Genomic DNA, 13309 nt, shown 5'->3' on the forward strand with positions numbered 1-13309 from the left:
ACCCCGGATTACCCTATGGGAGCAAGCCCGCTCCCACAGGTTTTTGACCTGTCCACAGGCATACATTTTTTAACGTCTGTACCAACAAAACTACTAATTTATCTATCCCACCCCACCGCACATCATCAACTCCAACAAGAAAAGCGTCGCCCCACGCGGCGCTCACCGAAGTACGTCCACGTACTCAAAATTGCCTTGGAGTCCGTCATGGTTACCGCAGCAACAACCCCCGCCCCGCTCATCGAAAAACACACCATCGGCTACGTGCCACCCGAAGATCGCCACGGCAAAACCCGTGACCTGTTCACCCTCTGGTTTGGCGGCAACATCGCCCCGCTGCCCATCGTCACCGGCGCCCTCGGCGTGCAGATGTTTCACCTCAACCTGGTGTGGGGCATTGTCGCCATCCTCGTCGGCCACCTGGTCGGCGGCGTGCTGATGGCACTGCACTCGGCGCAAGGCCCGCAGATGGGCATCCCGCAAATGATCCAGAGCCGCGCCCAATTCGGTTCCCTCGGCGCGCTGCTGGTGGTGCTGATCGCCGGCATCATGTACATCGGCTTTTTCGCCTCCAACATCGTCCTCGCCGGCAAGTCCCTGCATGGCGTGGTCGACAGCGTGCCGGTGCCAGTCGGCATCGTCATCGGCGCCCTCGGTTCCGGCATCATCGGCATCATTGGCTATCGCTTCATCCACGTGCTCAACCGCATCGGCACCTGGGTGCTCGGCGCGGGTATCGTGCTCGGCTTCGGCTACATCTTCACTCACGTGCAGACCGCCGATTTCCTCACACGCGGCAGCTTCAATATTTCCGGCTGGCTCGCCACCGTGTCCCTTGCCGCACTCTGGCAGATCGCTTTCGCGCCTTACGTCTCCGACTACTCGCGCTACCTGCCGGCCAACGTGCCCGTCGCCGCAACCTTCTGGACGACTTATCTGGGCACCGTGCTCGGCTCCAGCCTCTCGTTCATCTTCGGCGCCGTAGCCGTCCTCGCCACGCCCGTCGGCATGGACACCATGGACGCCGTCAAACTCGCCACCGGCTCCATCGGCCCGTTGATGCTCGTGCTGTTCCTGCTCAGCGTCATCAGCCACAACGCCCTCAATCTCTACGGTGCGGTGCTGTCGCTGATAACCCTGGTACAAACCTTCGCCTACCGCTGGATCCCCACCGCCAAAAGCCGCGCCATCCTGTCGATCATCCTCCTCGCCGCCTGCTGCTTTGCCGCCGTCGGCGCCTCCGCCAACTTCATCGGCCACTTCGTCGACATGGTGCTGGTGTTGCTCGTGGTGTTGGCGCCATGGACCGCGATCAACCTGATCGACTTCTACGCCATCCACAAAGGCCAGTACGACATCAATTCGATCTTCAAGGTCGATGGCGGCATCTACGGCCGGTACAACCCGCAGGCACTGTTGGCGTATGCGATCGGGATCGTGGTGCAGATTCCGTTCATGAACACGCCGCTGTACGTCGGGCCGATTTCGCAGCACATCAATGGGGCTGACCTGTCCTGGCTGGTGGGCCTGATCATCACCTCGCCGCTCTACTACTGGCTGGCCAATCGCGACACCGCGTACAAGCGCCGACTCTCCATCGGGAAACTGGCCAATAGCCTCTAACTCCCCCGCATTTCAACCTTAATAAAAAACCGCATCAATGCGGTTTTTTATTGCTTGATCATATTATGCAGCTCCAAGATATTTACTATCACGCATAATACAAACGCCAATAAAACCGTTATTGAAAATTTGACATGTCTCAGCAACTTTACACTCTAAGAAAAAATTGATCTGGCTGATTGCAAAATTGTAACGCTGGCGTTGCACCGCGCCAGTGCCGCTTCAAAAAAACGATATAGGCGCCTGCCTGATTTTGGTGCAAAAATACATATTCTACTCATATTTCCAAACGAAATAAGTTAGTTATCTTGCTGTTTTTATTAGTATTTTTTATTCGCAATTCACACATTGTCTTTTGGCACCTTCCTTGTAACCCCCACTCTTTATATTGCTGGCGCGAACTGTTCGAAATTCCTGTTAAAAAAAATGACAGTGCCAGGAAGATGTTTGTCTACACTCTTGGTTCTGCGTTTGCGGACCCGAAAAACACGTTGAACCAAACTGCCGCTTAGTTAGCCAAATAGAGCAACTGTCGGCCTGTGTGGCATGCCGATGGCCATCCGAAATCCGGGTATATGGGGAACTTACCAATGCGTATCAGCATATTTGGTCTGGGGTATGTGGGCGCTGTATGCGCGGGCTGTCTCTCTGCTCGCGGTCATGACGTAATCGGCGTGGATGTCTCGCAAGTCAAGATTGACCTGATCAACCAGGGCAAATCGCCTATCGTCGAGCCCGGCCTGGAACCGCTGCTCGAACAGGGGGTGAATTCGGGGCGGCTACGCGGCAGCAGTGATGTAAAGGCGGCCGTGATGGACACGCAGATGTCATTCCTCTGCGTCGGTACACCCTGCAAGAAGAATGGCGATCTGGATCTGGTCTACATAGAGTCGGTCTGCCGCGAGATCGGCGAAGCCCTGCACACCAAGGACAGTTGGCATACGGTGGTGGTGCGCAGCACGGTACTGCCGGGCACCGTCAAGAATGTGGTGATCCCGATACTGGAAGACTGTTCCGGCAAGAAGGCCGGGGTCGACTTCGGTGTGGCGATCAACCCGGAATTCCTGCGCGAAAGTACGGCGATCAAGGACTACAACTGTCCGCCCATGACAGTGATCGGTGAACTCGACCAACGCAGCGGCGACCTGCTCGCCTCGCTCTTTCAAGAGCTGGACGCGCCGCTCCTGCGCCGCAGTATCGAAGTGGCCGAGATGATCAAGTACACCTGCAATGTCTGGCACGCGACCAAAGTCACCTTCGCCAATGAGATCGGCAATATCGCGAAGGCTGCCGGCGTGGACGGTCGCGATGTGATGGACGTGGTCTGCCAGGACACCAAGCTCAATCTGTCGCGTTACTACATGCGCCCCGGATTCGCATTCGGCGGTTCCTGCCTGCCCAAGGATGTGCGTGCGCTGAACTACCGCGCCGGGCAACTGGATGTCGAGCACCCGCTGCTGGCGTCGATCATGCGCAGCAATGCGGCGCAGGTTCAGCGAGCCTTCGACATCATCACCAGTTACGGCAAGCGGCGTATCGCCCTGCTCGGCCTGAGCTTCAAGGCCGGCACCGATGACCTGCGCGAAAGCCCGCTGGTGGAGTTGGCCGAGATGTTGATCGGCAAGGGCTACGACCTGCATATCTTCGACCGCAACGTTGAATACGCGCGCATCTACGGCGCCAACAAGGACTACATCGAATCGAAGATTCCGCACCTGGCTTCGCTGCTACGCGCTGACCTTGTGAAGGTGATCGACGAGGCAGAGGTGATTGTGCTTGGCAACGGTGACGAGTCCTTCAGAGCCCTCGCGCTTGAGGTGCCCGAGGGCAAGCAGGTGGTTGACCTGGTGGGTTTCATGCCACACACCAGTGACGATCAGCTCGAAGGCATCTGCTGGTAAGAGAGTCACCGAACTGCAACACGGGCAATACGGGTTTATCGAACAGGAGTCACAAGTATGGCTGGTGCCAGGGATTACTTGCGCGAAGCGGCGGGCTGGCTGTTTTACGTCACCGCGTTGCTGGGGCTTGCACTGCTGCTGCCGCGCTCAGTGTTCGATCCCCAATCCAGGGACTTCCTCCTGTTGCTGGGGGCGGTCGGCATCTGGCGCTACTCGATGGGGGCTGTCCATTACATACGAGGGTTACTGTTCCTTTATGTGGTGTTCCCCTACTACAGACGCAAAGTCACCCGGCTCGGCAGCATTGCCGATCCGTCGCACGTGTTTTTGCTGGTCACCAGCTTTCGGATCGAGGCGTTGACCACGGCGCAGGTGTACCGCTCGGTGATTGAAGAGGCCATCGGTTGTGGTTACCCGACCACGGTGGTCTGTTCCATCGTCGAGCTCGCCGATGAATTGCTGATCAAGGCACTCTGGGACAGCTATACCCCGCCAGAGCAGGTCAAGCTGAGCTTCGTGCGGATTCCCGGCACCGGCAAGCGCGATGGCCTGGCCCATGGTTTCCGGGCGATCTCCCGGCACGTGCCGGACGTCGATGCAGTGGTGGCCGTGGTCGATGGCGACACCGTGCTTTCCGCCGGGCTGGTACGCCAGACCGTGCCCTGGTTCAAGCTTTTTCCGAACGTTGGCGGGTTGACCACCAATGAGTTCTGCGAAGTGCGCGGCAGCTACCTGATGAGCGAATGGCACAAGCTGCGGTTCGCCCAGCGGCACATCAATATGTGCTCGATGGCACTGGGCAAGCGGGTGCTGACAATGACCGGGCGGATGTCGGTGTTCCGCGCCCAAGTGGTGACCGATCCCGGCTTCATTCAAGACGTTGAGCGCGATTATCTGCAGCACTGGCGCCTGGGGCGTTTCCGCTTTTTGACCGGCGATGACAAATCCAGTTGGTACAGCCTGATGCGGCTGGGTTACGACACCTTTTATGTGCCCGACGCGGCGATCAACACCGTCGAGCATCCCCCGGAAAAGAACTTCATCAAGGCCAGCCGCAAGCTGATGTTCCGCTGGTATGGCAATAACCTGCGGCAGAACTCACGGGCCCTGCACCTGGGCGTGCGGCGGCTGGGCTGGTTCACCTCGCTGGTGTTGCTCGACCAACGCGTATCGATGTGGGCCAGCCTGCTCGGGCCGTCGGTGGCGATCATTGCCAGCCTCAAATACAGCATCGCCTACTTGCTGATTTATGTGCTCTGGATCGGCGTGACGCGCCTGATCCTGAGCCTTCTGTTGCTGGCGTCGGGGCACCCGGTCGGGCCGGCTTATCCCCTGATTCTCTATTACAACCAGCTGGTCGGCGCCATGGTGAAGATCTATGTGTTCTTCCGTCTCGACCAGCAATCGTGGACGCGCCAGAAAACCAAACTCGACCGTGGGCTGGCGAGCTATCAGCGCTGGTTCAATACCTGGTCGTCGCGGGCCATGACGTTTTCGGCCGGCAGCGTGTTTTGCGCGCTGCTGATGTGGATTGTGTAGTGCAGGTGTCAGGGCCGTGGCAGGCCGTGCCGGATCGGACTCAATCGATGGGAAGGAACGCGTTATGAACACAGCTTTTGTTGCTGTTGATGACAATGTCGTGCACGAGTCGGAGGTGCAGCGTCAGCATGCGCGGCTGACTCTGCCGGCGAGGATCAAGTTTCACGGGCCGGACCGGGAGCCGTTCGATTGCGAGCTGATCGACTTGTCAGCCGGTGGATTCAGCCTGAGTCAGCCGGCTACAACGCTGATCGTTGGCCGGCAACACAAAGGCAAACTGGTGTTCCAGGTCGATGCGCTGGGGTTTGCCATCGACGTGGAGTTTGTCGTGCGCTCGATTAACGACGAGGGGCAGCGCATAGGTTGCGAGTTTCAAAACCTGCGCCCTCGTGCGATTTCCGCCTTGCGTTACGTGATCACCTCTTACCTCTCGGGCGGGGTGATCAGCCTGGGTGACATGCTCTCGACCCAGCAGCGCGACAACTTCACCAAGCCGCGAAAGCACGAAAGTGGCCACGGCATGGGCATTCTCGCTCGCGTGCGGGCCACCGCGGTAAGCCTGCTGATGTTCCTGGTGGGACTGTTTGCCTTTGGCTATGTGGTGCACCAGTTGTATGGCATTTATTTCGTCACCCATGCCGAATCGGCGCGGGTCAATGTGCCCGGCCAGTTGATCGGTCTGCCGCGCGACGGCAGCGTCAATTCGTTGGTCAAAGTCGGGTCGGTGGTGGCCAAGGGCGCCCCGCTGGCGACCTTTTCCGCCTCGCTGCTGGATGTGATGAAAGGCAACCTGCCGCCCGGACAGGCGACCCCGGAAAACCTTGAGCGCCTGTTCAGCCGAACCCTGCAAGGTTCGCTGACCAGCCCTTGCGATTGCCGGGTGGTGTCGCAACTGGTGCCGGACGGCCAGGTCGTCGGCAAGGGCACCACGGTGTACGAGTTGATGCCAATCGACGGTGTGGCAACCATCGAGGCGCGCTTCCCCTACAAGAATTTTGCCAAGATCCAGCCCGGCAAAGCGGTGAGCTTCCAGTTGATCGGCGAAGAACAGCCTCGCGCGGGCAAAATCACTGCGGTGGCGCTGGACAACGGCGGCCTGGCCTCGGACCTGCGGGTCACCATTGAGCCTGACAGCCCGTTGCAAACCGATCAGGCCGGGCGACCGGTGGAGGTCAGTATCGAAGACCTGCAAGGCAATGTCTGGGTGCAGAGTGCCTCGGCGGCCAATGCCTGGGTGAAAAACACCTGGGCGAATAAAGTCATGGCGGCCGGAAAATGAACGGCGCATGGCGATCGGGGCTGCGGTTTTCCGCGCTGGCCGCGGCCCTGACAATGATTCATGGGTGCGGCACCCTCCCCGATCAAGGCTTGGCGCGCGAGGCCATGGCGCGCGGCGATTATGAAACGGCTCGCAAGAACTACGCACCGCTGGCCGAGGACGGCTATGCCGACGCACAGGCCGGAATGGGCGACTTGACGGCCTCGGCGGGCGACCCCGCGAGCCTGAAAGAGGCTGAGGGATTGTATCGGCAGGCCGCGCCGGAATCGGTCAAGGCGCAGTCACGTCTGGGCCGCGTGTTGCTGCGCCAGGGACCGACGGATCCCAAGCAAGTGCAAGAGGCCCGGCAATTGCTGGAAGGTGCGCTGGACAAAGGCGAGTTCAGTGCAGTGGTGCCGCTGACCTTGTTGTACCTGGGCTACCCGCAACTGACGCCGGGGGTGGATCCGCAGCAGAAGGTCAACAGTTGGCGCGCCCAGGGCATTGTCGAGGCAGACATGGCGCAGATTCTGATTTACCGCAATCAGGGCACTTATAACGCTCACCTGCCGCAGATCGAGCAGATGTGCCGGGCGAGACTGGCATTACTCGATGCCTGTTATGTGGAGCTGGCCACCATCAACCGAATGCGCGCCCAGCCCAAAGCGCAAGCCGACTTGCTGGCGCAGTTGCGCCAGGGTTGGCGCGAGGGACGAGTCGCGCCCTTGCGGGTCGAGTCGGTGGCGCGCGTTCTGTCGACGCCGACACTCGAAGGCCCGGCCGATCCGCAAAGCGCCCAGCGCCTGCTCGAAGAACTGGCACCCGACTATCCACCGGCCTGGACCAGCCTGGCGCGGCTGATCGACGACTACCCCGCCCAAGGCGATGCGCCGCAATTGCTCTCGGCCTTGCAGCGCGGGCGCGAAGCGGGCGATCCACGGGCGGAACTGCTGACCGGGCGCCTGTATTACCTCGGCAAATGGCTGCCGCAGGATCCGCGCCTGGCGCAAGAGCACCTGCTCAAGGCGGCCGCCGCCGGTGAAGTCGGGGCGCATTACTACCTCGGCCAGTTGTACCGGCGCGGTTATCTGGGCCAGGTCGAACCACAGAAAGCGCTGCAACACTTGCTGCTGGCAGCGCGCAACGGTTCGCCCAATGCCGACCTGGCGCTGGCGCACATGTTTTCCGATTCACGCGGGGTCAAGGTCAATCGAATCAATGCTTTTGTCTTTGCGCAACTCGCGCAACGCCAGGGCGTGGTAAATGCGGGGCCAGTGCTGTCGGCCGTGCAGTCGGGGATGACCCCGGCAGAGAGGAAAATCGCGCAGCCCTTACTTGAGGAAGAAGCTCAGGCCCGTCTGACGGGCGCGGCTCTCGCCAGGCTGCAAACTCCGGAAAATGGACAGGACTTACTATGAAACAAGCACTGTTGGCAGGTTATGGTCTGGGAGTTTCGCTGATGTGCAGCGCCGGTCTGGTGCTGGCGGCGGAAGTGGCGCCGAAGAATTTCGGCCTGGATGTGAAGATTACCGGCGAGTCGCAGGACGACCGGGACCTGGGCACTGCACCCGGTGGCACCCTCAACGATATTGGCCTCGACCTGCGCCCCTGGGCCTTTGGCCAATGGGGCAACTGGAGCGCCTATGTGATGGGCCAGGCGGTAGCGGCGACCGACACCATCGACACCGACACCGTGAACAACGGCGTCGACGACAGCAACACCCGTGAAGCGGATGACAGCTACCTGGCGCTTCGCGAGTTCTGGGTCGACTATTCAGGCATCACGGCCTATCCGGGCGAGCACCTGCGCCTGGGGCGCCAGCGTCTGCGTGAGGACAGCGGCGAGTGGATGGACACCAACATCGAAGCGCTCAACTGGACCTTCGAAACCACGCTGCTGCGCAGCCACGTCGGCGCCGCTCAACGCTTTTCCGACTACCGCACCGACCTGGACGACCTGGCGCCGGAAGACAAAGACCGTTCCCATGCCTTCGCCGACATCTCTACGCAATGGACGCCCAACAATTGGGTCGGCCTGCGTGTACATCACTCGGAAGACAGCGGCAATCTGCCGGACCCCGGTGACCGGCTCGACACACTCGACAAGACCACCACCGGCAGCCTGACCTGGGTCGGCCTTGAAGCGAACGGTGACGGCTACAACTATCGCTCGACGATGCCGCTCAATTACTGGATCAACGCAACCTGGCTGACCGGCGATCGCGACAACCTCAACAGCGTGATCGTCCCTTCCGGCGATCGAATCGCGACAGGCCACACCAGCGGCGACGTCAATTCCTGGGCCGCGGACCTGGGCTTGCGCTGGAACATCGATGACGCCTGGCGCCTCGGTGCTGCCGCCGCCCGTGGCGATGGCGGCGGCAACGACCAGGAGAACCAGTTCCAGCAAACCGGCCTGCAAAGCAACCGCTCCAACTACACCGGCACGCGCTCACGGGTACACCGCTTCGGCGAAGCCTTTCGCGGTGAACTGAGCAACCTCCAGACCGCAACGCTGTTCGGCGCCTGGTCGTATCGCGAGGACTACGACGCCAGCCTCGTCTACCACCGCTTCTGGCGGGTCGACGACCAGACGGAAACCGGCGACGACGGGATCATCAATGCGGCGCTGGTGGACGGCGAGAAGGACCTGGGCCAGGAAGTCGATCTGGTCATGACCAAGTACTTCAAGCAAGGCCTGTTGCCCGCGAGCATGGTGGATTGGGTCGACGAACCCTCGGCACTGATCCGCCTGCGCCTGGGCGTGTTCTTCCCCGGTGACGCCTACGCCAATGACACCGATTCGAGCATGCACCGGGCGTTCATCGATTTCGTCTGGAAAATCTAGGACCCGGTGGCTGCCCGCGCTGAAGCCATCGCGGGCAACGGCACATTGATCACAACCGGCTGCCTTTTGGATGAGTGAGACTTATGGACCGTGTCGTCAAGATAGGACTGATGCTCGCCGCAATGCTGTTGGTGCAGACGGCAGGTGCCAGTGCGGCAGGTGACCTCCTGATACCGCGCTACAGCATCAGCGAGGCTCCGGGAAAACCGTTGCTGATCAAGGAACCGAAAATGCCCGACCTGTCCGGCTATACCGCCGAGGCAGTCGCCGCGAAGATTGCCTACAAGCCCGCCGGCCGTGCCTTGATCCAGCCGATGCTCAAGGAAAACGCGCTGGACGAGTTCATCGGCGGCCAGGACCGCTTCAAGGAATGGGTGGTGCGCCAGAAGCAAATGCCCGTGGCGATCTTCATCGACCGTGGCTACATGAGCCTGACGCAACTGGCACGCAGCCTGCCGCAGACAGCCCTGCGCGAGACCGCACCGGGGGTGTTTCTGGCGCGCTTGCCGATCGTCATCCGTCCCGGCGGGACGCTGCATATCGACAAGTCGGTGAAGGAATTGCGCTTGTCCCAGGACGGCGGTTCGTTCCTGGTCAACGACGGCAAACTGTTCATTACCGATACCAAGGTCAGCGCCTGGAGCGAGAAAGACGACAGCCCGGCCTGGTTCAAAAAAGAGGAAACGTTTCGCCCGTTCCTGATTTCCTGGGGCGGCACCGAAACCTACATCGTCAACAGCACCATCACCAGCTTCGGCTACACCGAGAGCAAGAGTTATGGGGTGAGTATTTCCCAGTACAGCCCGAGCATGGCGCCGAAGATGAAGCGCAAGAAACCGACCGGCTGGCTGATCAATTCGCAGTTCATCGACAACTATTTCGGCTTCTATTGCTACGAGGCCGACGACGTGGTGATTCTGCGCAACACCTATCGCGCAAACATCGTATATGGCATCGACCCGCACGACCGTTCGCGCCGGCTGATCATTGCCCATAACGATGTCTTCGATACCCACAAGAAGCACGGCATCATCCTCTCGCGCGAGGTCAACGACAGCTGGATCATCTACAACCGCACCTACAACAATCATCTGTCGGGCATCGTCCTGGACCGTTCCAGCGTCAATAACCTGCTGGCCTACAACGAAACCTACAAAAACCGCTCCGACGGCATCACCTTGTACGAGAGCGGCAATAACCTGATCTGGCGCAACCGCGCGGCGGACAATGACCGACACGGGATCCGCGTGCGCAACAGCACCGGCGTGCGCCTGTACGAAAACGAGCTGATGGCCAACGCCCTGACCGGGATCTATGGCCACACCAAGGATTTGCGTGGCAGCGACCGCGATCTCAAGGAAGACCCCTACGAAGCCAAACTGTCGCTCACCGTGGTCGGCGGCAAGCTGATCGGCAACGGTTCCAGCCCCATCGCCGTGTTTTCACCCTCGCGCCTGGAACTCTATGACTTGACCTTTCTCGCGCCGCAGAAACAGGACGGCCTGGCCTTCACCGGTTTGCTGGGGGACGTCCAGGGCGACTTGATGGACATCCTCCTGCGCCGCCATGCCGCCGCGCTGATTCTGCCCGAGACACTGTGAGGAGCCTGCCGATGAACACCTTTCATGGATTTGCCGCGCTTGGCCTGCTGTCCATGTCGATGGGGGCACAAGCACAGCCGCAGTACACGGCCGAGGCCTGCTGTCAGCTGTGCCCGCAAGCGGCACAGGCAACCTATTACGAGCCACCGGAACTGAAAAACTACGCGACGCTGGTGGAGGCCAAGGACCAGTGGCTGTTTCGCACCCGTAGCGATTTGCGCACGGACTTCGGCCTCGACGAGAGCGGCTACAAAGCCCTCAAGCGCCTGCGCGACGGGCTCGCCCAGCGCGGGGTCGAACTGGTGCTGGTGATGCCACCCAGTCGCGGCCTGCTGCACGCCGACCGCCTGACGCCGCTGGAACTGGCCAGCTTCGATCAGGCCAGGGCCCGGCAAAACTACCTGCAAACCCTGGACCGGGTGCGCGGCCTGGGCATCCTGGCACCCGACTTTGCCAACCTGCTGAGTTCGCCACAGCCCGCCGGGCAGCCCTTCTACTTCAAGGGCGATCACAACTGGACGCCCTATGGCGCCGACCGCAGCGCCCAATTGGTGGCCCAGACACTCAAGGGCAACGATGTGCTCAAGGCGTTGCCGCATCAGGTCTTCGCCAGCCAACCGGCCGGCCTGTTGGGACGCTCGGGCACGCTGCAAAAAGCCGCCGCACAGATCTGCGGCAACGGCTATGCGGCGCAGTATGTGACCCGATATCAAACCCGCGCCCAAGGCGATGCCAAGGGGCCGGCCAAGGTCGCACTGATCGGCACCAGCGCCAGCAGCGAGCTGTTCAACTTTCCCGGTTTCCTTGAACAATACCTGCAGACGCCAGTCCGCAACTTCAGCGTACCGGGCGGTGGCTACGATGATTCATTGATCGCCTACCTGCTCGGCGACGACTTCCAGAACACCCCGCCGGCGGTGCTGGTGTGGGAAACCGACAATCTCGACAGCCTCGGCAAATCCAGCTTCTACCGCCAGGCAATGGCGGCGCTGAGCGATGGCTGCGACAACCAGTCCCCGCTGCTCAAAAGCCAGGCGACCCTGCACAGCGGGCGCAATCAAGTGTTGTTCAACGGCAGTGGCGGCAACGTGTATCCGATCAAGGGCAATCGTTATCAGGTCGACCTCAAGTTCGCGGATCCCGGCGTGCGTCTGTTGAACGCGACCCTGACCTACCTGAACGGTCGCCAGGAAAACCTCAGCTTGAGCCGTTCGCCGACGGTCAATACCCAGGGCCGCTTCGCCTTCGAGCTGCGCGGCGACGGGGATTGGGGCGAACAGACGCTTCTTTCCATGGACGTGCAACCGCCGCCGGGTATGACCACCACAGGGCTTTCGACCCGACTGTGCGTCAAACCCGCCATCACGGCAGCACCGACCCTGCGCACTGCGCAGACGGAGGAAAACTGATGCGCCCGGCACACTGGGCCGCCATTGGCGTGGCCTTCGTTCTGATGGGGCCGACTGTATCGGCAGCCGCACAACTACGCCCGCCGCAGGGCTATTACGCACCGGCCACGGAGAAAAAGGGCGACGCGCAGAGCTGTCCGGCGACGCCCAAACCCTATACCGGCGACCTGTTGATCCCCAGCAAATACGAAGGCTCGGGCAAGGCACGGGATCAGCTCAACGCAGAGTCCAACAAACGCTACAAGGAAATGTCCGGCGATATCAACGAACTGGAAAAAGGCGTCAACAAACAAGTCGCCGCCTATCTGCGGCTCGGCCGCCCGGGTCATGTGGACTGCACATTGAGCTGGCTGGGCGATTGGGCCAAGGCGCAGGCGCTGCTGAGCACCACCTACACCCACACCGGCAAGTCGATGCGCAAATGGGCGCTGGGCAGTATTTCTTCGGCGTACCTGAGGCTCAAGTTTTCGCAATCACAGCCATTGAGGGGCCGTGAAGCGCAGACCCGTCCCATCGAAGCCTGGATCGGCAAGCTCGCCGAACAGGTGGTGCGGGACTGGCGCGACCAACCGCTGGACCGCCTCAACAATCACCAGTATTGGGCGGCATGGTCCGTCATGGCGGCCTCGGTGGTGGTTGACCGGCGCGACCTGTTCGACTGGTCGGTTGCACAGTTTCGCATCGGCGCGTCCCAGGTCGATGCCGACGGGTACCTGCCCAACGAATTGGGCCGCGACACCCGCGCACTGGCTTACCATAACTACGCGATGGGGCCGCTGATGATGATCGCCTCCTTCGCCCAAGCCAACGGCGTCGACCTGCGCGAAGAAAACCACGGCGCCATGCGGCGTCTGGCGACGCGCGTGGAAGAAGGCATCAATAATCCAGGTTTGTTTGAACGCAAGACCGGCCACAAGCAAGCACTCGAGGACCTCAACGAGGATGGCAAGTTTGCCTGGCTGGAACCGTACTGCGCCCTATACGACTGCTCAGCGCAAACCAACCGCTGGCGCCAATCGGTCGAACCGATGAAAAACTACCGCCTGGGCGGCGACATCACCCAACTGTTTGCTGACCAGAAAGACCAGGTGCAACAGCCGGCACGCCCCTGATTGCGGCCACTTTGAATT

Annotated in this window: 9 protein-coding genes; all 9 read left to right on the forward strand. The window is 60.8% G+C overall.

The genetic code is table 11. From position 1 onward, the window contains the following. Nucleotides 1–207: 207 nt before the first annotated feature. The 9 genes from ACM6IO_RS17700 (at nucleotide 208) to ACM6IO_RS17740 (ending at nucleotide 13291) form a co-directional block, all read left to right on the forward strand. Nucleotides 208–1623: a purine-cytosine permease family protein gene (locus ACM6IO_RS17700; RefSeq protein WP_414911952.1), complete on the forward strand. Its 1416-nt coding sequence runs from the start codon at nucleotides 208–210 to the stop codon at nucleotides 1621–1623. Nucleotides 1624–2213: 590 nt separating this feature from the next. Beyond that, a complete protein-coding gene (locus tag ACM6IO_RS17705; RefSeq protein WP_008027175.1) occupies nucleotides 2214–3524 on the forward strand; it encodes a nucleotide sugar dehydrogenase in 1311 nt (436 codons plus the stop codon). Nucleotides 3525–3581: 57 nt separating this feature from the next. Beyond that, entirely contained in the window at nucleotides 3582–5063 is a 1482-nt protein-coding gene (locus ACM6IO_RS17710) for a glycosyltransferase family 2 protein (protein WP_414911953.1), read from the forward strand. Between the two features lie 64 nt (nucleotides 5064–5127). After that, entirely contained in the window at nucleotides 5128–6342 is a 1215-nt protein-coding gene (locus ACM6IO_RS17715; RefSeq protein ID WP_414911954.1) for an HlyD family efflux transporter periplasmic adaptor subunit, read from the forward strand. Next, the gene (locus ACM6IO_RS17720) at nucleotides 6339–7739 is read left to right on the forward strand and encodes an alginate biosynthesis protein AlgK (protein WP_223497626.1); all 1401 of its coding nucleotides are present in this window, start codon (nucleotides 6339–6341) and stop codon (nucleotides 7737–7739) included. The genes ACM6IO_RS17715 and ACM6IO_RS17720 overlap by 4 nt, the downstream gene beginning before the upstream one ends. Before the next feature lie 41 nt (nucleotides 7740–7780). After that, nucleotides 7781–9169, forward strand: coding sequence for an alginate export family protein (locus tag ACM6IO_RS17725; RefSeq protein WP_223415530.1), 1389 nt, complete (start codon nucleotides 7781–7783; stop codon nucleotides 9167–9169). Between the two features lie 83 nt (nucleotides 9170–9252). Then, nucleotides 9253–10770, forward strand: coding sequence for a mannuronan 5-epimerase AlgG (gene algG / locus ACM6IO_RS17730; protein ID WP_192228291.1), 1518 nt, complete (start codon nucleotides 9253–9255; stop codon nucleotides 10768–10770). A gap of 11 nt (nucleotides 10771–10781) precedes the next feature. Then, nucleotides 10782–12179: an alginate O-acetyltransferase AlgX-related protein gene (locus ACM6IO_RS17735; protein ID WP_414911955.1), complete on the forward strand. Its 1398-nt coding sequence runs from the start codon at nucleotides 10782–10784 to the stop codon at nucleotides 12177–12179. Next, nucleotides 12179–13291 carry a mannuronate-specific alginate lyase gene (locus tag ACM6IO_RS17740; protein ID WP_414911956.1) on the forward strand — a complete coding sequence of 371 codons (1113 nt, stop codon included), beginning with the start codon at nucleotides 12179–12181 and terminating at the stop codon, nucleotides 13289–13291. The genes ACM6IO_RS17735 and ACM6IO_RS17740 overlap by 1 nt, the downstream gene beginning before the upstream one ends. Nucleotides 13292–13309: the final 18 nt, after the last annotated feature.

Source organism: Pseudomonas sp. IT-P44 (assembly GCF_949768225.1).
Taxonomy (GTDB): domain Bacteria; phylum Pseudomonadota; class Gammaproteobacteria; order Pseudomonadales; family Pseudomonadaceae; genus Aquipseudomonas; species Aquipseudomonas migulae.